The sequence below is a fragment of the Fischerella thermalis PCC 7521 genome (assembly GCF_000317225.1).
In the GTDB taxonomy this organism is placed as follows: domain Bacteria; phylum Cyanobacteriota; class Cyanobacteriia; order Cyanobacteriales; family Nostocaceae; genus Fischerella; species Fischerella thermalis.
The window spans coordinates 46,470-69,240 of record NZ_AJLL01000035.1 but is presented as its reverse complement, the minus strand read 5'-3'; the positions used below and the strand labels follow the sequence as shown (position 1 = coordinate 69,240).

Below are 22,771 nucleotides of genomic sequence, written 5' to 3'. Positions count from 1 at the left end.
CCACAACAAAAAACTTCTAAATAACGAACACAGATGAACACAGATGAACACGGATAAATCATCGCTGTGTATTTGTGTATATTAATTCTCACTCTTGATTTTTTAAATGTCTATAATTGAAAACACCATGTTGAGGACTAAATAATAAAGCTAAGACGAATAATCCCGATACCACTAAAACGATCGCAGGACCAGAAGGTAAATTATAAAAGTAACTTAAATACATGCCACTGATACTAGAAATAACCCCAATTACTGCACCTAATATCATAACTTCGTGTAGGCGTTGCACTAATAAATAGGCAGTAGCTCCTGGTGTAATTAATAGTGATAATACTAAGATGACACCAACGGCTTTCATACTAGCGACTATTGTTAAAGCAATCAACAGCATGAGTCCAAAATTGAGGCGATTCACTGGTAAACCTGCTGCTTGTGCGCCTAAAGGATCAAAGGTGTAAAATAGCAGTTCTTTGTAGAGCAAAAAAACAACTATAAATACTATGGCTGCAATAATAGCTGTATCCCTTACATCCAGTATAGTTACGCCCAGAATATTACCAAAAAGAAAATGGTTGAGGTCAATTTTATTTTCTTTTTGAATAACAGTAATTAAAGTTACACCCAGGGCAAAAAATGCCGAGAATACTATTCCCATGGCGGCATCTTCTTTGATAGGCGATCGCATCCTAATCCAGGCAATGCATACTGTACTCAAAACACCTGCAATAAAAGCCCCGATAAAGATGTTAGCACCTAACAAAAATGCGATCGCGAGTCCAGGTAAAACAGAGTGGCTGATTGCATCACCCAGCAAAGCCAGGCGTTGTACCATCAAGTAGCTACCCACAACTGCACATAACACCCCAACCAAAATGGCGATAATCAGCGATCGCTGCATAAAGCCATATTGTAAAGGCTCAATCAACGCTTGCATTAATTCAAAATTCATAATTCATAATTTTTAAGCTGCCTCTTTCCAAAAGATTACATTACCACCGTAGGCGCGAGACAAGTTTTCTTGGGTTAACACCTGTTGTCGAGAGCCTATAGCGATTAATTCCCGATTTAATAAAATCAATTCATCAAAATGAGAGATTGACTCACCCAAGTCATGATTGACAACAAGAACTATTTTGCCAGCGGTGGTGAGTTCACGGAAGACTTCAAAAATCACTGACTGAGTTTTCTGATCGATACCTACAAAAGGTTCGTCAAAGCAAAAAATTTCTGCTTCCTGTGTTAAAGCACGTGCTAAAAACACTCGTTGTTGCTGTCCACCAGAAAGCTGTCCGATGGGGCGATTACGGTATTCACTCATGCCTACTCGTTCTAGTGCAGTTTTTGCTACTTGACGGCTCACCGTACTAAAACCACGTAACCAGCCTGTTTTTTTCACCCTTCCCATCATCACTACATCCCAAACAGTAGCGGGATAAGTCCAATCAATTTGACTGCGCTGGGGTACGTAGGCGACTTGATCTAGTTGCTGCATTAAGGGTTTACCTTTATACAGTATTTTGCCGCTACTGGGGACTAATCCCAACATTGCTTTCATCAACGTACTTTTACCAGCACCATTAGGACCAAAAATACCCGTGAGTTGTCCTGGTTTGATGAGGCAATTTATATCTCTGAGGGCTTCCACTGCTCGATAATACACGCTTAAATGAGCAATGGAAATGGCATCAGTAGCATTATTTTCAATAACTTTTGTCTCTTTAGTAAGTATTTTTACTTGTTTTTCTTGCGGTTGGGTTGGGTGTAAAAATAGCATTTCCATAATTGTGTTTTTATCATTCTTACTTCAGCTTACTATAAAAATGAAAAGAAAATGAAAATATCTATAGCTAGGAATAATGTTTAATATAAGTAAAGTTAATACGATAGGCAAAGGAATAGAAGCAGAAGAAAGACATGGGGGACAAGGGAGAAAAATATTTTGCTTGTCGCCATTATCCACTTCTTCCCTGGGTCGGCAAATCTGCCAAAATGCTTGTCTAGTGATACTTTTACCGCTTGCTTTATTCGGCTGTACGCCATCAAATTCCAACTCAAGGGCGGATGACAAGCCGCAAGTTGTAGCAACCAGCACAATTATTGCTGATTTAGCTGAGGAGGTTGGAGGAAATGAAATTCAATTAACGGGAATTCTCCAACCGGGTACAGATCCCCATGTCTACGAACCTAGACCACAAGATAGTAGATTGTTAGAAGAAGCAGACTTAATTTTGTATAACGGGTATAACTTAGAACCTGGACTCATTAGGTTAATGAATGCTGCTGGCACAAAGGCGCGGAAGTTAGCGGTGGGGGAAGTAGTCAAACCATTACAGCTAGACAAAGGTAAGGGTGAAGTAGTACCAGATCCGCATGTTTGGGGTGATGTGAAAAATGCGATCGCGATGGTAAATGCAATTCGCGATGCCTTAATTGAGTTATCACCCGAAGACAAAGCCGAATTTATCCAGAATGCACAGCAACTAACTACAGAATTACAACAATTAGATAGTTGGATTAGCCAGCAAATTCAAACGATCCCTCCAAATCAACGCAAACTTATAACCACCCATGATGCATTTCAATATTACGGACGTGCTTATCAAATTGCGATCGCAGGTACGCTGATAGGTATTAGCACTGAAGAACAGCCCAGCGCCCAAACTGTCAAGAAACTAGTAGAGTCAATCAAAAAAATTGGTGTTCCAGCAATTTTTGCGGAAACGACAATTAACCCAAATTTAATCCAGACAGTAGCACAAGAAGCAGGAGTGAAGTTAGCACCACGTCAACTCTATTCTGATTCCATAGGTGCTAATAAAAGTGAGGGTGATTCTTATATCAAAATGATGGTAGCAAATACACGGACTATTGTAGAAGCATTAGGAGGAAAGTATACACCATTTTCTGCTGAGACACAGGGAAAATAGATTTGAGATGGGGTGATGGGGGGGTGGGGAGTGTGAGGAGTAAATATTAACAAACTAATCACTAACCACTAACTACTAACTACTAAACAACCAAAAATCAACAACCAACCACTAGGATCATTTTCAAACAAGTTGCGGGTAAACTAGACCATACCAAGAGTAATCAAGCAAATCATCGAGACTAAATATTTCCTTCTGCCACAGCGCTCCTTGTTCGCCCACAGGTGGCGAACCCACGCCACCTCTGCCTTCTGCTCTCTAGTTTCTTGTAAATTGGATGGATAGCAAACAAAGACCTATAGGTGTAGATTTATTCGCAGGTGCTGGTGGGATGTCCCTTGGGTTTGAACAAGCTGGCTTTGATGTGCTTTGTGCTGTTGAGTTAGACCCAATCCATTGTGCTACCCACAAGTTTAATTTTCCTTTTTGGTCTATTTTGTGTAAGAGTGTCGAAGATACGACAGGTGAAGAAATTAGAAACTGTTCTGCTATTGGTAGCCAGGAAATAGACGTTGTATTTGGTGGTTCTCCCTGTCAAGGATACTCCTATATGGGTCGTCGAGCATTAGACGACCCCAGAAATTTTTTAGTAAAAGATTTTATCAGAATAGTTTTAGAGCTAAAGCCTTCTTATTTTGTTTTTGAGAACGTTAAAGGTTTGACAGTTGGCAAACATAAATGCTTTTTATATGAATTAATTGAAACTTTCAGTAATAACAACTATCAAATTCGTTTGCCCTGGAAAGTCCTGAATGCTGCTTATTACGGAATACCACAAAACAGAGAGAGACTATTTATCATTGGTGCAAAAAAAGGTTTTGTCTTGCCTGAGTATCCTGCGACCTGTAGCCAACCACCTGCTGCGATTTTAGCCGATCCTATCTTACCTCTGACTCCATCTTGTTGGGATGCCCTCAAAGATTTGCCAGAAGCAGAAGAATTTGAGGAATTACTATATAGTGATTGCGTAGAAACGGAGAAATGGGGCAATCCTAGTAATTACGGGCGAGAAATGAGATGTTTAGATGATAGAAGTTGGCATTTTGGCTATAGAAGAAATTGGAACCCATTTCTTTTGACTTCTAGCATAAGAACTAATCATTCGCAAATCTCACGGACTAGATTTCATGCTACAGAACAGGGAAAGAAAGAGCCTATTTCTCACTTTTTCAAGTTGGCAGAAAATGGCATAGCCAATACTTTAAGAGCAGGAACTGATGCTGCTTATGGCTCACATACTTCTCCCAGACCTATTCATTACAGTAGCCCTCGCTGTATTACTGTACGAGAAATGGCACGATTACATGGGTTTCCCGATTGGTTTCGTTTTCATATCACAAAATGGCATGGTGCGAGACAGGTAGGAAATTCAGTTCCGCCACCATTGGCGAGAGCAATTGGTGCAGAAATTATCAAATGTTTGGGAATAAATCCAACTACTCCTGAAGATATTTGGGATCTAGGAGATCCCAAACTTTTATCAATGACTATGAAACAAGCTGCAAATTATTGGCAATTTACTATACCCACTAAACATATTATATCTGTATAGTACTTAAGCCAGGAAGTCACTCTGCTGGCTTAGATATCCAGATACTCTCATAAATACTTAGCGATCGCTTTTTCACCCAACCTCAATCGCTATTATGACTTACACAAAATTTATTTGTGCAGACTTATGAATAAGCAGATGCTTGGAGTATGGGAAGTTCAATCAAAAACTCTGCTCCCTGTCCTGGTTGAGAATAACAAGAAAGCTTTCCACCATGTTTTTCTGTAACAATTTGGTAGCTAATGGCTAAACCTAAACCAGTTCCTTTACCAACTGGTTTAGTAGTAAAAAACGGATCAAATAACTTGGAACGTACTGCCTCGGTGATACCAGGCCCATTATCTTTAATACTAATAGTAACAGTCCGGTCTTGAGCAGCAGTCGAGATGCAAATTGTACTTGCTTGAGCTTGAATTTCCTCCAGTGTATGGTTGCGATCGCGTTCTTCCAATGCATCTATGGCATTGTTGAGAATGTTCATAAATACTTGATTTAATTGTCCTGCATAGCACTCTACTAAAGGTAATTTTCCGTACTCTTTGATCACCTGGATTTCGGGACGATCTGGCTTAGCCTTGAGACGGTTGTTCAAAATCACCAATGTGCTATCGATACCTTCATGAATATCAACTTTTTTCATCTCAGCTTCATCTAACCGCGAGAAATTTCGCAATGACAACACAATTTCACAAATGCGGTTTGTTCCCATCTGCATTGACTGGAGTATCTTAGTTAAATCCTGCTCTAAAAAGTCAAAATCTATTGCTACAAGTGCCTCTTGAATTTCTAGAGGTGGTTCAGGTAAATATTTTTGATAAAGTTGCACCAAGTGTAATAAATCCTGAGTGTATTCCTCTACATAAGTAATATTACCGTGAATAAAATTAACTGGATTGTTGATTTCATGGGCAACTCCTGCCACCATTTGACCAAGAGCTGACATTTTCTCACTCTGCACCATCTGCGCTTGGGTGTAGTGCAGTTCTGCAATTGTTGCTTGCAGTTCAGCTGTGCGTACTTCTACACGTTGTTCGAGTTCAGCGTTAGTCTTCTCTAATTGTTGGTTGGCTGTTTCTAAGGCTGTAAAAGATTCTTGCAACTGTCTACCCATGTGGTTAAAGGATTGAGCAAGAATTTCTAACTCAGAGATTCCTTTGACTTCCACTAGGCGATTGAATTTTCCATTGGCAATTTCCTGACTTGCCTGACTCAACTGTAATATAGGTTGAGTAATCCAACCAGATGTATAAATTCCAACTATCGAAGCTACTACCAAAGTCAACAAGCACAAGGCGATTGTAGTACGGGTATTGGCGTTGATTTGTTCCATAAAATTAGCTTCGGGAATAGTTACAACCACAAGCCAGTCCAAACCAAATTGATCGCGCCAGGGAGTAACTTTGACAAATTGGCGATCGCCCTTAAAATCAAACGTGAACTGCTGTTGATCTTGAATCTGCTGCAAGTCTCCCAGCTGTTGCTGTAAATACTTAGCAGTAGCTTGAATTAGAGGATCACGGCTATCAGTTGCAGCCAATCGTTTGGTTTGACGATTAACTATCACATAGGGTTTTTGGTTACTGGAATTGGCAACTAGTAAACCGTTGCGCTCAATAATAAAAACATTATCATTTTGGTTTATCTGAATTTGCCGCAAAAAATCACTGATATTCGACAGCAGTAAATCAATGCCAAAAACAGCGACTAATTTACCATTTTTGTCATAAATAGGATAGCCAGCAGAAGCAGCAATGTAACCAACCTCACCATCCCAAGTATTAACGCCACTCCAAATTGGTTTACCAGCTTTTACCGTATTTACATACCAAGGTTGTGCAAAAATATTGTAATCATATGTACTAAGTAGTTTTGTTCGGTTCCCTTGAGCATCTGTAGCGTAGGAATAAACCTTAGAAACTCCATTAACAGCTCTAGGAAATAAATCTATTGTGCTAGCTTGACTACCTGGATAATTGCCAGAACCAGCTCCTTGACCTGTAGCTAGAGCATAACCGTTATAGCCCAGATTTTTATAGAGCTGCATCTGTTTCCAAAAGTATTTTCCGGCACGTTCAAAGTCTTGTAAATCAAGTAACCCCGTGTTTACAGCATCCGCGTTCATTTGATTAATTTGATGGGGAATCGCTAGGTAGCTATTCAAATGCTGATTGACTAGGCTGTTGGTTTTGTTCATTACTTGATCAGCAAGTTCGTTGACTGCTTTCTGCCCATTTTTAAAAGATAGATATCCGACTAAACCAACAGAGGTAGAAATTTGAACTACGAAGGGAACTATTAAGATCAGTCGTAAAGGAAGTTTTACAAAGCCCCGGGAACTAGATAAATTCATGTTTCCATTAAATTTAGTAACATCGACCGAATCTTCAGCCGAAGTTATTATTCCCAGATTAGTTAGTCATAATTAATACTGGTACTATCCTAGTTAAATAATCACCGAAACATTTTTGCAGAGAATTATGTGTATTGATTGCCACTGTATGATAGTCAATCTCTAGTAGTTGCTGGGAAAGAACAGCTAGTGATTTTGGGTTAGCTATTTTGCCGAAAGCTGCGATCGCATTTGGAATTATCATCGAGTTTTCATTTCTCAATGCCAAAATGGTTGAAAAATCGACCACCGATTAACAACAGATAGATTGATTATCGGTGTACCCTACCTTAAGCCGCCCTTGGGGGCGTCTACGTTAACCAAAACCAAACTCTTTATATTGCTTATTAAAATCACATTAGAAGTAAATTTTTAATTTCAGAAAATATGGTTCAAATAATACTTTTATTTTCTTGAAATTGACTAAACAAGATTCACCTATATATGCTTTATCTGATGAATTTGCACTTTTAAAGCGCGAAAATGAATTATACAAAGTTTTGAGTATATTAAAAAAAGATAAGTAAAATTTTAATTGAATAACTATGTCTCATCGTCCTATCTACCTCGATAACCACGCCACCACACCTGTAGATGAACGGGTACTAGCAGCAATGCTACCCTACTTCACCGAACACTTTGGCAACCCTTCCAGTATCAATCATGTTTACGGTTGGGAAACGGAAGCAGCTGTCAAAAAATCACGAGAAATTTTAGCGACAGCGCTCAACGCCACACCAGAAGAAATTGTTTTTACTAGTGGTGCAACAGAAGCGAATAATTTAGCTATCAAGGGAGTTGCAGAAGCTTATTTTCAAAAAGGGCAGCATATCATTACTGTTGCCACTGAACATAGTGCTGTACTTGATCCTTGTAAATATTTGCAAACTCTCGGTTTTGAAATTACAATTCTGCCTGTTCAAAAAGACGGACTGATAGATTTAAATGAATTAGAAAAAGCCTTTCGTTCTGACACAATTTTGGTTTCTGTTATGGCTGCTAATAACGAAATTGGCGTCTTGCAGCCATTAGTAAAAATTGGTGAAATGTGTCGTGAGCGTGGTATAATTTTTCATAGTGATGCTGCTCAAGCTATTGGTAAGATTCCTTTAGATGTCCAGGCAATGCAAATTGACCTGATGTCGCTGACAGCACACAAAGTCTACGGTCCCAAGGGGATAGGAGCGTTGTATGTCCGGCGTCGCAATCCCAGAGTGCAACTAGCTCCCCAGCAGCATGGCGGTGGCCATGAGCGGGGGATGCGTTCTGGTACTTTGTATACACCGCAAATCGTGGGATTTGGTAAGGCGGTGGAAATAGCTGTACAAACACAAGCTACAGAAAACCAACACCTCACCCAACTCCGACAGAGATTATGGGAGCAACTTTCTGTGTTAGAGGGAATTCATCTTAATGGTCATCCTACTCAACGACTCGCAGGAAATTTAAATATTAGCGTTGAGGGAGTGGATGGAGCCGCTTTGCTGTTAGGCTTACAACCAATCATGGCGGTATCTTCTGGTTCGGCTTGTTCTTCCACAACGACTGCACCTTCTCATGTTCTGACAGCCTTGGGACATTCAGAACAATTGGCTTATGCGTCGGTGCGATTTGGTATTGGTCGGTTTAATACAGTAGAGGAGATAGAACGGGTAGCAGAACACATGATTTCTACGATTCAAAGTTTAAGGAAACAAAGGACATTGGTGTGATAATTTTAGCAGGAACAGCAAGAAGCCTCACACTTACCGCGAAGCGGAAGTGTTGAGATGAATTGCGCGTGAGTTGACGACAGTTCTGTGACCAAATTCTTCGTTTGGAAAAACGACGCAAGAAATCTACTACTGTGCTTTCTGTTGGACAGGAAGCCTACACGCTCTCCGTCAGGTCAGTGTAGGTAGTTCACCTAGTTTGTTTGATGGCTGCTAGTACAGTTTCTATGGCTCGTTCTTTTTGTGGATCTGCACCTTGAGCGTATTCTAATGGCAAGGGAATGTTGATATCTGGTGCGACTCCTTTACCTTCTAGTCTTTGATTGCCGTTTACGAGTACATCTGCAACTGCAACGTAAAGTAAGCTACCATCTTCCATAAGAAAAGGACGACCAGCAACTACTGCTCCCGCAGTCTTGGTGCCAATTACAGGGCCGATTTTGTGTTGCTGAAAGCCGTAGGCGTAAATCTCTTTGCTGCTTCTGCTTCCTTCGTTGATTACCATCGCTACCGGCTTTTTCCATTGGGATATATAAGTATATTTTTTGCCATTGCGAGAAATACTGGTAACAGTTGGGCCGGCTTCAGCAGTGAAGAGGTTAAGAGAATTAACATCTCCCCCACCCCAGCCGTCTCTAAAGTCTAAAACTAATCCATCTGCATCTTTGAGGCGACCATAAATTATTTCTGATTGCAGCTGCTGTTGATCTTCGTTGGCTGCGTGTGACCAAATATGAATATAACCGATTTTTTTACCTTCCCGTTGTATAGTCTGGATGCTGGCTTTTTGAGCATCGATAAACATGGTCTTGGCATCAAAGTTTTTGGGTGCGATCGCAATTTCTATTTGACTGCTGGGTGTGGCTGAACGCTGAATTAATAATTTGACTTCTTCTCCTGCTTTTCCCGCAAAGGATTTTATGGGTTGGTAGGGGCGACCATCGACACTGAGAATTTGATCACCAATTTTTAACCCAGCTGCGGCGGCGGGACTTTTTTCGAGAATATTGCTGACGAAGGTTTTACCGTTGATGTCTTTGGTAAATACACCTATGTCAGTGTATTCTATTTTGCCTTGAGGGAGGAATTTGGGTAGCTGTTTTTGTAATTCACCACTTCTGGGTACAAAAATGCCTAAAATCTGATAGTAAGCAGGTTCTTCTCTAGTGTAGTAGCGGGTGTGAGAAGTTTGCAATTCACTAAGCATTTGATTAATGGTAGCTGCAAACTCCTGGCTAGACTTGGCTTGTGCAGCTTGGGATTTATACTTTTCCCGCATCGCTTTCCAGTCGACACCGTTAAACTCTGGATCGTAAAAGTTATCGTTGACAGTTTGCCAAACTTGTTCAAAGATTTGAGTCTCTGGTCTAGCGAGTATCTTCGGTAATGGCGAGGCGATCCAAAACAGGAGTAATACTGAAAAACTCATCAGCATTACTGCAAAGAATTTAAGTAACCCAGAGAGTTTAGGTCTTTTCATCATGCGGTTTTCCTTTTGCGTCTCAGATTGGGTGAATGTCTAATGGACGCAGGCTTGTTAATTAAATTTAGAATTAGGCAGAGAGAGCAGGGGTGGGCTCGCCACCTGTGGGCGAACAAGGAGCAGCGTGGCAAGATGGTAGTTATGTTGAAAATAAGTTTTTGCCCTCTGTCACCTTTCGTCGTCAACACAAATTGATTCTTCTATGACTTCTGTGCGATCGCCAGCAACTGGTATTTCGTCACTCTAAAAGCTAACTTTTCCTATTTCAACCTGAACGGTTTTCCCCCATCTTTTACTCTAGACCACAGGATTCCACCAACGGTTTGAATTGTAAAAGATTTTTCGCTAACTAATCCCAGACCCATAAATATCGGGAAAAAAATACGCAAGCCGTTTCCAATTTTCTCGGCTTCCCTACCCTCAGGATTGAAGTGGTGGTTTTCCCAATCTTGCCACTCACCAAAAATTTTACAAAATGAATACTGTCAACTACTAACTACTAGCTCATTTTTCTAGAAATATTGACAACACTACCATCCGACATAATAGTATCTTGTAAATAAGCATTGCCAAAATTCACTTTACGCGCATATCTAAAATTAGCTTCAGTCAGATTTGCATAATCAAAATGAGTATCAAGCAAATGAGCGCCGCTCAAATTTGCTCGACTCAAATTCGCATTATAAAAAACAGCTTCATGCAACTTTGCGCCACTCAAATCAGTCCCAGTTAAATCAGCAGAATGAAGAGCAGCACACCACATATCCGTGTAACTCAAATCAGCTTTTTGCAAGTTAGCATGTTCAAAATGAGCATATTCCAAATTCAACCCACGTAAATTTGCACAACTCAAATTCAACTTAATACCTTCGGTATAGCGAACTAATTTTTGTATGTTGGCATATCTAAAATCAGATCCACTCAAATTGATTTCCAGCAAATCTCTGATTCTAAATTCAACAATCTCAACTCCCGTAAAATCTCTTTCGCCGACAGCATATCTTCTCAGCAATTCTTCAACAGTTATCTTTCTCATAACTTTGATTCTGCATCCGTTTACACCATTGAATATACTGTGTATTTAGTTCTGAAAATGCTATGTTGTTCCAGAATTTTAGGGGCTTTCGCTCACAATGAGGAGATAAAATATCGAACACCGATGAACACGGATGAACACAGATGACCACAGATGGATTATGGGTTTGCTTCCCGTTTCCTGATCCCTATTTTCAAGACAGTAATTCACGACCTTGCCATGAACAATTTTACCGCTTCTGCTATCTGCCTTCTTTACAAAGAAATGGTATGAGGTACAGTATTTCATGGAGACAAACATTGACAAAAGCTAATGCCTAGCGAACAAGTCCCCTTACGTAACCGTACCTCTAGTCTTGCATCTATCGTTGGTGAAAATGCTTTCTACCCCTGGGAAAAGATAGCACCACCTCAACAAGAATCAATATTACAGGCGATCGCTTCTCAAACTCCTCCTAGTTGTATTGTCTATCCGCAAACTACCGAACAGCTACCACAGGTGATCAGGGAGGCTAACTCCAACAAATGGCGTGTTCTCCCTTGTGGTAGTGGTAGCAAGCTTAGTTGGGGTGGGTTAGTTAAGGGGGTTGATGTTGTAGTTAGCACAGAACGCCTTAATCAACTGATTGACCATGCTGTGGGTGATTTAACGGTGACAGCAGAAGCAGGGATGAAGTTCTCTGAACTCCAAGGGATTTTAGCCAAAGCTAACCAATTTCTCGCCCTTGATCCAGTCACACCATCAGCTACTTTGGGTGGAATTGTTGCAACTGCTGATACGGGTTCCTTGAGACAGCGCTACGGGAGTGTGCGTGACCAATTACTAGGGATTACTTTTGTTCGTGCTGATGGTCAAGTTGCTAAAGCTGGGGGACGAGTCGTCAAAAATGTCGCTGGATACGATTTGATGAAACTGTTTACAGGTTCTTACGGCACATTAGGCGTCATTAGTCAAGTTACGTTTCGTGTCTACCCAATTCCGGAAATCTCTGCAACGGTTGTACTGAAGGGTAAGGCGGAGGATGTGCGCCAAGCTGCTGCTATTTTACGTAATTCGGCGTTAACGCCTACTCAGGCTGATTTAATCTCAAACCAACTGGTGTCTGAGTTAGGTTTGGGTACGGGGATGGGGTTGATTGTAAGGTTCCAAAGTATTGCTGAGAGTGTGAAGGAACAGTCAAATCGGTTGGCGGAAGTGGGGCAAAATTTGGGTTTGCAAAAGGCGATTTATGCAGGGGCTGATGAAGCTGATTTATGGAAAAGATTACGAGAATCTATCTATTTTGCTGGCGATGAGTCGGCAATTATTTGCAAAATAGGAGTGTTACCTACTGCGGCGGTTGAAGTTTTGACACGGGCGCAAAAGGGTTTAATTCACATAGGTAGCGGTTTGGGGATGTTATGGTTTGAGGGTGAGAAGGGATTGGTGGAGATGCGATCGCTCTGTGAAAATCATAGAGGGTTTCTAAGTGTGTTGACTGCGCCTGTGGGGGTGAAGCAAAAATTGGATGTGTGGGGTTACACTGGCAATGCTGGGGAGATGATGCGGCGGATTAAGTTGCAGTTTGATGAGAAGGGTATTTTAAGTCCTGGTCGCTTTGTGGGTGGGCTTTAGGAAACGAACCGCAAAGAATACAAAGGGCGCAAAGGAAGAGGGGAGAGGGATGATATGCAGGTTTCGGAAGGTTTTGAGGGAAAGACGGCGAGTTTGAAGAATTTGCAGGGTTTTGATGGGAAGAATCCGCCTGATCCGAAGTTGATTGATTCTTGTGTGCATTGTGGGTTTTGTCTTTCGACTTGTCCGAGTTATCGGGTGATTGGGAAGGAGATGGATTCTCCCAGGGGACGGATCTATTTAATGGATGCGATTAATGAGGGTGAGATTGCTTTGAATACAGCGAGTGTTGAGCATTTTGATTCTTGTTTGGGTTGTTTAGCTTGTGTGACGACTTGTCCTTCGGGGGTGCAGTATGACAAGTTGATTTCGGCGACTCGTCACCAGGTGGAGAGGAATTATTCACGTGGTTTGGCGGATCGGTTGATTAGGCAGTTAATATTTTCTTTGTTTCCTAATCCTGATGCTTTACGGATTTTACTTGTGCCTTTGTTGGTGTATCAGAGGTTGGGTTTTTCTAAGTTTTTTCGGGTGACTGGGTTATTGAAGAATATATCACCTCGGCTAGCGGCGATGGAGTCGCTTTTACCAGAGGTGACGCTGAAGTCTTTTCAGGATAATTTACCAGATGTGATCCCGGCGCGGGGTGAGAAGCGTTATCGAGTTGGGGTGGTTATTGGATGTGTGCAACGGTTATTTTTCTCGCCTGTGAATGAAGCGACGGTGCGGGTATTAACGGCGAATGGTTGTGAGGTGGTAATTCCTAAGTCTCAAGGTTGTTGTGCGGCGCTTCCGGAACACCAAGGACAAACTAAACAAGCTAAGGCTTTGGCGAGGCGGATGATTGATAGTTTTGAAGGTACTGGTGTGGATTATGTGATTATCAATGCTGCTGGTTGTGGTCATACTTTGAAAGAATACGGACACATTTTGAAGGATGATCCAGAGTATCGGGAGAAGGCGAAGCAGTTCGCAGCGAAGGTAAGGGATGCACAAGAGTTTTTAGCAACGGTTGGGTTGACAGCGAAGTTGTCACCGTTGGCTGGTAAATCACTGAGTTTGGTTTATCAAGATGCTTGTCATTTGCTGCATGGACAAAAGATTAGTGTGCAACCGCGTCAGTTGTTACAGCAAATTCCAGGGGTGAAGTTGAAGGAACCTTTAGATGCAGCTATATGTTGTGGTAGTGCAGGGGTTTACAATATGCTGCAACCGGATGTTGCTGAAGAGTTGGGTAGGCAAAAGGTGCGGAATTTGTTGAATACTGGTGCTGATTTGATTGCTTCACCAAATCCGGGTTGTAGTTTGCAGATTCAAAAGCATTTGGAGTTGCAAGGAAAGGATGTTGCGATTATGCATCCAATGGAGTTGTTAGATTGTTCGATTCGGGGTGAGAAGTTGGAAGTTTAACCTCACCTCTAGTCCCTTTTCTTGGTAAAGAAAGGTGAATAATGGTGAGGATTTGATAGTGCGATCGCATTCCCTGTTCCCTTATTTCTGTAGCGATCGTACACGCAAATATGGTTCTTGATTTAGGTGCAATTAAATTTCAATCAGACTATAAGCATCTACCTGATGCATAAACCTATTGGCGACTTCACCCGGATGATACTGGCAGAATCTATTTATGGTAAAGTCCTTATAGGATAAGAATATTAACCTTAATTAAAAAATACCGAAATCTCTGTTTTCACCTGTATAATAGAGCCTTTATATTATGTTCGCTTGAATACTTCTGCTATTGCGTAGGCTGATAAGGGGTAATTGGTAATTAAGATACTGATAATTCCATGCCCAATGCCCAATGCCTAAAAACAAAGCATAGCATCACAAGCAATTAGCCAAATGCAGCCAAATTATTTACATTTCTTGAAATTCTCTGTATGTAGCTAAATATCAAATTCTTATCAGAGAATTTATAAAATATTATACATAATTAAACTTGATAATTGTATAATAACTTGCAAAGGGGATTTAACCCCCTTGTTTTTCACCCGCAAGCTAGTTATCAGGGTAGCCAAGTAATTACCAGGGTATCTACCTTTTTTATAGGCATTTACCGTTAATCTTAAATTTTACTAAGTTGCAGTAGCTGACTGATTAATTGTGTCAGTACTGCCATGCTAACACTTGTCATTTTTTCATGTCAATGATTCATGTAAAAATGACAAAAAATCATGTCAGACAATTTAGATATCATGAGAGAGAATAGAAGACAAATGTGATATCTATACAGTTCACAAAATGACCGACAGAAGGCGTTGTGAGGATTACAAACAAGTCAGCGGTTACGTCCCGGTAGGGTTGGCACGGGAATTCAAAAGCATCTGCGCTCGTGAGGGTGTGTCTCAAAGCGACGCATTAGAAGAGATGATCCGTGAATGGCTGGGCAAAAAAGCAGCTTCCAACTCCTCCCAACTAGAACAGGCAAATCGCCTGATTACAATTGCTGATGTAGTTCGAGCCAACATGACAAAGCTTAAGCGCTGTGGAGTCAAAAACCTACAAGCGCTTGCCAAAGGAGAAGTTCTGCCTACACCAGGGGACTTCGCCATTATTATGTCTAGTTTGGCTATCCCTGAGGAAGAACAAAAAATGATTTGGCAAAAAACTTTTAGTTCCCTAAACAATGATTTTGGTGGTGTGAATGAGTGCGAGCGTTCTGAAAGTCCTAAACCAACCGGGCTGGAACTATAAATTGTCTTATGATGGGGTTTCTATCCTTGCCCCAACCAAGAAAGATGCTACCAACCTTGCTCAAAGTTACGGATATGCTTTGAGTGAAACCGCAGCCAAAATCAATGGCAAGGTGCGAATTGGGTGGAGACACTGCAAGCGACCTATCGAGTTTTATGGGTGGATGGCATCCCAGAAACCCCCAACACCCGCCGAAACTGCCGAGTGCATGTTACCTATAGGAGGTGAAGTTTTTTGCAGTCAGCTGTCATTACCGGTAGGGTTATTAAAACGCATGGTTGCTGCTGCTGAAAGTGAACGCCCGATTAGTATCATCAGACAAGATAACAATAAACAAATAATTGTTAACCAGTTAATGTCTGATATGTTACAAACTCCCCCAGAGGTTGCTACTCAAAGAGTGATGAATAGGTTCTGGCTACCAGAAGATTTAGCAGAACTGGAACGAAGATTAAGTCAGCAAAGCAGATTCACTATGACTTACCGGGGTGGGCTAAACGAACAAACTTGGGCAATCCTCACAACCCAATTCGAGAGTTTTGAAGTTGATGGCATCTGGTACAGACAGGCAACCACCCTAGCAACTCCTGAATTGATACCGATCCCGCCAGAGGCTTTTGTTCCAATTTAAACAGATAATTTGAGCTACTTCAACACATGAAAAATCATCATCAGGTGCATAACATCAATATATTTGTTCAGGGATGCACTGCCGCAAGTGTGGGGAGATGGGGTGGTGGGGGGAGTGTGTAGACGCGCTTTGCACGGCTTCCCGTAGGGTGGAGTGTGAGGAGTAAACAACTAACAACTAACCACCAACCACTAACCACTAACAATTAACTAACTTTCTTTATTCAAAACCGAAATTTCCCGAATACGCCATCCATCAGGTTTGCGAACCAAGTTATATCTAACTCGCACCGTTTCTTTAGAGGACTTCTGCTGGTTTAGTAAGCCGTTTTCATAAAAACTGGTTGCTTCAGTTACGGAAGCTTGCACCGCAGCATGTTCCTGGTCAGTAGGAGCAATCTCTAAAGATTCTATTTTTAGGCTATGTTCATACTTGCGATAACGGTTATCAGCTTTGTCCTGTCGGGCAATGAGTCGCCATTGAGTAAGGGCTGAGCCTATTAAAATATTCTCCAAACTATCAATTTCATGATTTGGCCCCAAGGCAGCAGATTTAGTTGCTAACCAAGTCTGAATCACCTCTTCTGCTGTCGCTTCCGTGAGATTCCCGGTGGGAAACTGAGGTTTACTGTTACGCTCAGGAATAGTTAATGGTGGTTCATTTATTTGGATTGATAATTGTGGATCTTGTAAAGTTGGTGCTGGTCTCAATGCGTTATGTACGAATTTTACAGTTGTTGAAATTGCCAGCCATAAAACTAATAGACTTGCTAAAGTAGTCCCCAACACCCACAGTAACCGCATTTTGGCATTGCCCCCACGAGAAGCAGAACGCCTCCGCCGTTTAGCAGCAGCCACCTGCTGCTCTCTATTGTGTCCTCTGGAATAAGCAGATGGGCTGGATTTGCGCCTTCTTGGGGTTTGTGCTTGAGAGGGTACACCACCTCTAGCAGAACCATTCATGTAATAGTTATTACTTCTGCTTACACGTTCCACACCAGAAACGGGAGTAACAGGCATGTCTAGCCCTGTACCCTCGTTGGGTGAATGGGTCGGTGATGTTGGAGAGGATGAAGATGAATGGGTTCTAATATTGGGAAATTGCCCGTAAACTACATTAGGGTTGCTGCGGTAACTTTTAGGATTGATCTGGGTTGGAGAATGTGAAGGTTGGTTAGTTATTGACCCTTCATAATTAGTTTCTGGCTGCGTGGGTAGCTGTTCTAGATAAGTTTGTACCCGTCGGTCAGCAAAATAATCTTTCAGGGAAGCTTGCTGCTTGGCTAAATCTCGGAAGTTAGGAAAAACATCGTTTTGCAACCAATGTTCACCGTATAAGCACAAGCCTGGAAGTAGATCGGGAGAGTTTTGAGAATGTTCCCGAATAAAAGCTAGGGCTTCGTATTCCTGACTCAGTTCTAAGGCGCGAGTAGCTTCTTCTGTTTGACCCAACATCAAGGCACATAAAGACTGTTCTAAATGCACATCTTGGCGCTTGCCTAGGCGAATCAGCATCTGTTTTGCTTGCTGAATCAAAGCTGGTTGACGTTGGCTGAATCCGCGTGCTATCAATGCATAAACAGCCAAGTATATAGCTACGGCAGAAGGACGTCTACTTTCCGCTTCAAATAATTGATGTTGTTCTGCTACTGTCAGGTGGTTACGCAGTTGCTGGATAAAGCGGAGAAAGTCATCAATGTTGAGACCAGAGTAGTCATTTCCTGTGCCATCAATACCACCCCGATCGCCTAAGATATCTTGTAGTAATTGCAATCCTTGCTTGCGTTCGGCAGTTTTTTCTAGGGGTAAGGCAAGTAACTCTAAAATTCTGTATGGTCGCAGTCTGTAAAGATCTGCCTGAATTTCAGCTTGCACCTTTGGGAATAGACCAAAATGTGCTAGCAATTGGTCACCTGTTTCCAGGGAAGCAGCTGCATTTTCGTAATGACCCTGTTGCCATTCTTCTCGACCTAGTTCTAGGCAAGCCAGAGCAACTGTCAAAACAACGTCTGCTCTTTGGGGGTCTGTATCACTAAAATCACTAGTTTCTGAAGTTTTGCCTGCTTGGACACCAGTACTGTTGTTGTTAGTCAAGTACGGATGACCTAGCTTTAGTACCAGTTCGTATTCTCCTAACTCTTGCAGAATCAGCAAAGCACCTGCTAATTCGTCCGGGTTAATTTCGATGCTGAGACCTTGGGACTCAATTGAGTCACTGTCAGCAGCACGGTTTTCCACTGCTACGGTAGGATTGTTTTCCCTCTCGGAACCATAGGCATGGGCAAGATAAAGTTGATCGTAGGCTCTGCGTTCTTTAGGATCTGATAAAACCACGTAAGCTTCTTCAATAAGTTGTTTGCGAGAGTTAATCGCTACCTGGGAATACTCGCGTCGCGGCAATTGCTGTCGGCGATCGCTATAAGCCTGCCGCAATTGTTCCTCACTTGCTGCCAAAGGCAGTCCTAAAATTCGGTAGTAATCTAGCGGGATTCGCACAGCCTACTTCCCCTGCAGCGCGATCGACATAATTCTAAGAGAGTATTCCAAGAGTGTAAAACCGTGCCATAATAATAACTCGTTGTTTTCAGACAACAAGTGTGTTTTGCAACAAGTTTTATTCTGCCCCTGCAATTTATTTGAGAGCAGCGCCAATCATATTCTATTGGCAGATATTTACTATTTTTTTCCGGCGGGAATGTAGGAGTTAAACATTCCTGCGACTGCTTCTGAGCAAAGTTTCCAAACATGCCATCAGGCAGACGCCGTTTCATAGGTTTGCCGCTGCTGGCGAGCGAACCGAAGTATAACATAGTTAGATATTTATGGCAATTATCTGGGGAAGTAAAAATATAAAAGATTCAATTTTTTAATTTGTTAATGGCTACGCAGAAAGCAAGCTATCCTGGTTGATAGTCTTGGGTCTAGGGTTGTTATCTTAACTCCTCCAAGAAAAAAAATAAAACAGTAATAGCAAAGGACTGTTTAATTTTTAACTCGTTTTTCGAGTCTAAATTATTCAATTCTTTTAAAAATGGTAACTTTAAGTGTTACTACAGGGATACTAAAAAATAATGGTTCAAGAACGCACTTTACCCAAATTTGACATTGCTAGCGCCCAGATAGACAGAGAAGAAGGACTGCGATTGTATCAAGATATGGTACTCGGACGCACCTTTGAAGACAAATGTGCCGAAATGTATTACAGGGGCAAAATGTTTGGTTTTGTCCACTTGTACAATGGTCAAGAGGCAGTCTCCACAGGCGTGATCCAAGGAGCAATGCGACCAGGAGAAGATTTTGTTTGCAGTACCTACCGCGACCACGTTCATGCTTTAAGTGCGGGAGTACCAGCAAAAGAAGTAATGGCAGAGTTATTTGGTAAAGCCACAGGTTGCAGTAAAGGACGTGGTGGTTCCATGCATATGTTCTCTGCTAAACATCGTTTGCTGGGTGGTTATGCTTTTGTCGCAGAAGGTATTCCAGTAGCAGCTGGGGCAGCTTTTCAAAGTAAATACCGCAGAGAAGTGCTAGGTGATACCAGTGCTGATCAAGTTACAGCTTGCTTTTTTGGTGATGGTGCTTGTAACAACGGTCAGTTTTTTGAGACCTTAAATATGGCTGCGCTGTGGAAATTGCCAATCCTTTTTGTTGTTGAGAATAACAAATGGGCTATTGGTATGGCTCATGAACGGGCAACTTCCGACCCCGAAATTTATAAAAAAGCCAGCGTCTTCAACATGGTGGGTGTGGAAGTAGACGGTATGGATATTATGGCAGTGCGTGCAGTGGCCCAGGAAGCCGTAGCCCGCGCCCGCGCAGGTGAAGGCCCAACATTGATTGAAGCACTGACTTACCGCTTCCGGGGTCACTCTTTGGCAGATCCCGATGAGTTACGCAGCAAAGATGAGAAAGAATTTTGGTTTGCCCGCGATCCAATTAAGAAATTTGCTGCTTATCTTACAGAAAGAAACCTGGCGACAGCGGAAGAATTAAAAGAGATTGACCGCAAAATCCAGCAAGAAATAGAAGAGGCGGTGAAGTTCGCTGAAAGTAGCCCAGAACCAGATCCAAGCGAACTGTATCGCTACGTCTTTGCGGAAGACTAGTAGAAATTATGAATTATGAATTATGAATGCTGAGACATTTTATAACTTCATAATTCATTCTTTAGTCCTAATGTGAATTCAAACTATGGCAAAAATCCTGTTTTTAAGGTCGAACACAGATGCACACAGATGAACACCGATAATCTATCTGTGTTCATCGGTGTACATCGGTGTTCGTTAAACAAAATTAAAATCTGGACTATTGCCAAAAAACCTGATATTGCTTCTTTAATTTACCTTAGACGTTATTTATTATTCCATCACTCCAAAGCAGTGTTTTCTATCTCTATTCAACAAAAACAATACAAAACCTACATTCTCACGCACGAAACCGCCAACTCTCAGCTAGAAGTTGTTCCAGAACGTGGCGGTATCATTACTCGCTGGCGTCTTCAAGAGCAAGAAATTCTCTACCTAGATGCAGAACGCTTTGCTAACCCAGAGTTGAGTGTTAGGGGTGGTATCCCGATTTTGTTCCCCATCTGCGGCAATCTACCCGAAAATACTTACACTTACAACGGTAAGCATTACACTTTAAAACAACACGGTTTCGCTCGTGATTTACCTTGGCAAGTAACTGATCAAGTTACTCAAGATGCAGTGATTTTGAGTCTTACTCTCAATAGCAATGAACAAACACAAGCAGTTTATCCTTTTGATTTTCAGCTAATTTTTAATTATAGAATCCAAGGCAATACCTTAGAAATACAGCAACAGTATACAAATCTCTCCTTGGAAGCAATGCCCTTTTCTTTTGGGTTTCATCCTTACTTTTTCACCCAGGATAAAACACAATTGCAGTTTGAGATACCTGCTCAAGAATACCAAGACCAAAGAAGCAAAAAAATCCACTCTTTTGCAGGTCAATTTGATTTCAATCAAGATGAAATTGATGTGGCATTTAAACAACCAGCTAGTCAATCAGCCAGTGTGATTGACAACAGCCGGAAATTACAACTGACGCTGGAATACGACAACATCTTTTCGACGCTCGTGTTTTGGACACTCAAGGGCAAAGACTTCTACTGTCTAGAACCCTGGAGTGCGCCTCGTAACGCCATTAACACTGGTGAACACCTGACAGTTTTGCAACCAGGAGCTACTTGTACAGCAAATGTGAGAATTTTGGCAAAATTTTTCTAAACCCCTTTACAAATCCCAGGCTATATGTGATATAGTGGTGAAGTTGCAAATCGCGACATGGGTCGCTAACTCAAAGGTAGAGTACTCGGCTTTTAACCGATTAGTTCTGGGTTCGAATCCCAGGCGACCCATATAGAAAAGATGGATAATAAATATAGACAACTATCAGGTAGATTTATGTTGAGCCATAGGCAAAGTTTTTCTACAGAAATCACCCATCACTAGTTATAATTTCCTATAGGCTCACAATATTTTCTTAAGATTGGCGTAATATTTATTTACGCTAGATTGCAAACCGACTAGCTGACAACACAATTAGGAGGACTATCTATGGCGCTCGTGCCAATGCGGCTGCTGTTGGATCACGCGGCTGAAAACAATTACGGTATTCCAGCTTTTAACGTGAACAACATGGAGCAGATTCAAGCAATTATGCAAGCTGCCCATGAAACAGATAGCCCCGTGATTTTGCAAGCTTCTCGTGGCGCTCGTAAATACGCTGGTGAAAACTTCCTGCGTCATTTGATTTTGGCAGCTGTGGAAACCTATCCCCATCTTCCCATTGCTATGCACCAAGATCATGGTAACGAGCCTGCCACTTGCTACTCAGCAATTAAGAACGGCTTTACCAGCGTGATGATGGATGGTTCCCTGGAAGCTGATGCTAAAACCCCAGCTAGCTACGAGTACAACGTTAATGTCACTCGTGAAGTAGTAAAAGTTGCTCATGCTTTGGGTGTCAGCGTTGAAGGCGAACTCGGTTGCTTGGGTTCTCTAGAAACTGGTATGGGCGACAAAGAAGATGGTCACGGTTTTGAAGGTAAGCTATCCCATGACCAACTGTTAACCGACCCTGACCAAGCTGTTGATTTTGTTGAGCAAACCCAAGTAGATGCTTTGGCTGTTGCGATTGGTACTAGCCACGGTGCTTACAAGTTCACCCGCAAGCCAACTGGTGAAATTTTGGCAATCAGCCGCATTGAAGAAATTCACCGCCGTTTGCCTAACACTCACTTGGTAATGCACGGTTCCTCCTCCGTACCTGAAGATTTGATTGCTTTGATTAACCAGTACGGTGGTACAATTCCTGAAACCTACGGTGTACCTGTAGAAGAAATCCAAAAAGGTATCAAGAGCGGTGTACGCAAAGTAAACATCGACACCGACAACCGCTTGGCAATTACTGCTGCTGTGCGGGAAGCTTTGGCAAAAGATCCTAAGGAATTTGACCCCCGTCACTTCCTCAAGCCTTCTATTAAGTACATGCAAAAAGTATGTGCTGAACGCTACCAACAATTTGAAACTGCTGGTAATGCTAGTAAGATTAAGCAGGTTTCTTTGGACGAGTTTGCTGCTAAGTATGCTAAAGGTGAACTCAGTGCTGCTATCAAGAAAACTGTTGCTCTGTAATTTAGACACATAAGTAAATAGGATAGGGACACAGCAGTGAGGTGTCCCTAAACTGAGGATTCTCATCCT

Annotated in this window: 17 protein-coding genes and 1 tRNA gene; 11 read left to right on the top strand and 7 right to left on the bottom strand. The window is 41.8% G+C overall.

All coding sequences use genetic code 11. From position 1 onward, the window contains the following. Positions 1-88: 88 nt before the first annotated feature. Complete coding sequence (locus tag UYK_RS0108480; RefSeq protein ID WP_009756648.1) at positions 89-952, bottom strand: metal ABC transporter permease; 864 nt, start codon at positions 950-952, stop codon at positions 89-91. A 12-nt stretch (positions 953-964) separates the two neighbouring features. Further along, positions 965-1,783, bottom strand: coding sequence for a metal ABC transporter ATP-binding protein (locus tag UYK_RS0108475; protein ID WP_009756649.1), 819 nt, complete (start codon positions 1,781-1,783; stop codon positions 965-967). A 76-nt stretch (positions 1,784-1,859) separates the two neighbouring features. Here UYK_RS0108475 and UYK_RS0108470 point away from each other — a divergent pair, with 76 nt between their 5' ends. Together UYK_RS0108470 and UYK_RS0108465 are read left to right on the top strand one after the other, a co-directional pair. Further along, entirely contained in the window at positions 1,860-2,930 is a 1,071-nt protein-coding gene (locus UYK_RS0108470; RefSeq protein WP_009756650.1) for a metal ABC transporter substrate-binding protein, read from the top strand. Between the two features lie 277 nt (positions 2,931-3,207). Continuing rightward, complete coding sequence (locus UYK_RS0108465; protein ID WP_016871259.1) at positions 3,208-4,482, top strand: DNA cytosine methyltransferase; 1,275 nt, start codon at positions 3,208-3,210, stop codon at positions 4,480-4,482. 124 nt (positions 4,483-4,606) lie between these two features. On the opposite strand, the gene UYK_RS0108460 is transcribed toward UYK_RS0108465, so the two are convergent. Both UYK_RS0108460 and UYK_RS0108455 read right to left on the bottom strand, forming a co-directional pair. Further along, positions 4,607-6,832 carry a sensor histidine kinase gene (locus tag UYK_RS0108460; RefSeq protein WP_009756652.1) on the bottom strand — a complete coding sequence of 742 codons (2,226 nt, stop codon included), beginning with the start codon at positions 6,830-6,832 and terminating at the stop codon, positions 4,607-4,609. Between the two features lie 58 nt (positions 6,833-6,890). Further along, the gene (locus UYK_RS0108455) at positions 6,891-7,076 is read right to left on the bottom strand and encodes a hypothetical protein (RefSeq protein WP_009756653.1); all 186 of its coding nucleotides are present in this window, start codon (positions 7,074-7,076) and stop codon (positions 6,891-6,893) included. A gap of 340 nt (positions 7,077-7,416) precedes the next feature. Between UYK_RS0108455 and UYK_RS0108450 the strand changes: the two genes are divergently transcribed. Next, positions 7,417-8,583, top strand: a complete 1,167-nt coding sequence (locus UYK_RS0108450; protein ID WP_009756654.1) for a cysteine desulfurase family protein — start codon at positions 7,417-7,419, stop codon at positions 8,581-8,583. Between the two features lie 190 nt (positions 8,584-8,773). Here the strand turns inward: UYK_RS0108450 and UYK_RS0108445 are convergent, their stop codons facing one another. Both UYK_RS0108445 and UYK_RS0108435 read right to left on the bottom strand, forming a co-directional pair. Further along, on the bottom strand, positions 8,774-10,063 hold the full coding sequence (locus tag UYK_RS0108445; protein WP_016871258.1) for a S41 family peptidase: 1,290 nt from the start codon (positions 10,061-10,063) through the stop codon (positions 8,774-8,776). A gap of 502 nt (positions 10,064-10,565) precedes the next feature. After that, positions 10,566-11,102, bottom strand: coding sequence for a pentapeptide repeat-containing protein (locus UYK_RS0108435; RefSeq protein ID WP_009756656.1), 537 nt, complete (start codon positions 11,100-11,102; stop codon positions 10,566-10,568). 312 nt (positions 11,103-11,414) lie between these two features. On the opposite strand from UYK_RS0108435, the gene UYK_RS0108430 reads away from it, so the two are divergent. The 4 genes from UYK_RS0108430 (at position 11,415) to UYK_RS0108415 (ending at position 16,044) form a co-directional block, all read left to right on the top strand. Then, positions 11,415-12,716 (top strand): FAD-binding oxidoreductase, encoded by a 1,302-nt coding sequence (locus UYK_RS0108430; RefSeq protein WP_016871256.1) that lies wholly within the window; start codon positions 11,415-11,417, stop codon positions 12,714-12,716. Positions 12,717-12,770: 54 nt separating this feature from the next. Then, positions 12,771-14,126 carry a (Fe-S)-binding protein gene (locus tag UYK_RS0108425; RefSeq protein ID WP_009756658.1) on the top strand — a complete coding sequence of 452 codons (1,356 nt, stop codon included), beginning with the start codon at positions 12,771-12,773 and terminating at the stop codon, positions 14,124-14,126. Between the two features lie 834 nt (positions 14,127-14,960). Further along, a complete protein-coding gene (locus tag UYK_RS0108420) occupies positions 14,961-15,413 on the top strand; it encodes a ribbon-helix-helix domain-containing protein (RefSeq protein ID WP_009756659.1) in 453 nt (150 codons plus the stop codon). Further along, positions 15,364-16,044 (top strand): hypothetical protein, encoded by a 681-nt coding sequence (locus tag UYK_RS0108415; RefSeq protein WP_009756660.1) that lies wholly within the window; start codon positions 15,364-15,366, stop codon positions 16,042-16,044. The genes UYK_RS0108420 and UYK_RS0108415 overlap by 50 nt, the downstream gene beginning before the upstream one ends. 209 nt (positions 16,045-16,253) lie before the next feature. Here the strand turns inward: UYK_RS0108415 and UYK_RS0108410 are convergent, their stop codons facing one another. Continuing rightward, a complete protein-coding gene (locus tag UYK_RS0108410) occupies positions 16,254-18,539 on the bottom strand; it encodes an IMS domain-containing protein (RefSeq protein WP_016871253.1) in 2,286 nt (761 codons plus the stop codon). Between the two features lie 575 nt (positions 18,540-19,114). On the opposite strand from UYK_RS0108410, the gene pdhA reads away from it, so the two are divergent. From pdhA to fba, 4 genes are all read left to right on the top strand, one after another. Then, positions 19,115-20,149, top strand: coding sequence for a pyruvate dehydrogenase (acetyl-transferring) E1 component subunit alpha (pdhA, locus tag UYK_RS0108405; protein ID WP_009756662.1), 1,035 nt, complete (start codon positions 19,115-19,117; stop codon positions 20,147-20,149). 273 nt (positions 20,150-20,422) lie between these two features. After that, positions 20,423-21,292 (top strand): aldose epimerase family protein, encoded by an 870-nt coding sequence (locus UYK_RS0108400; RefSeq protein WP_026086405.1) that lies wholly within the window; start codon positions 20,423-20,425, stop codon positions 21,290-21,292. Positions 21,293-21,351: 59 nt separating this feature from the next. Then, a tRNA-Lys gene (locus UYK_RS0108395) sits at positions 21,352-21,423 on the top strand. 199 nt (positions 21,424-21,622) lie between these two features. Further along, a complete protein-coding gene (gene fba, locus UYK_RS0108390) occupies positions 21,623-22,702 on the top strand; it encodes a class II fructose-bisphosphate aldolase (RefSeq protein WP_009756664.1) in 1,080 nt (359 codons plus the stop codon). Positions 22,703-22,771: the final 69 nt, after the last annotated feature.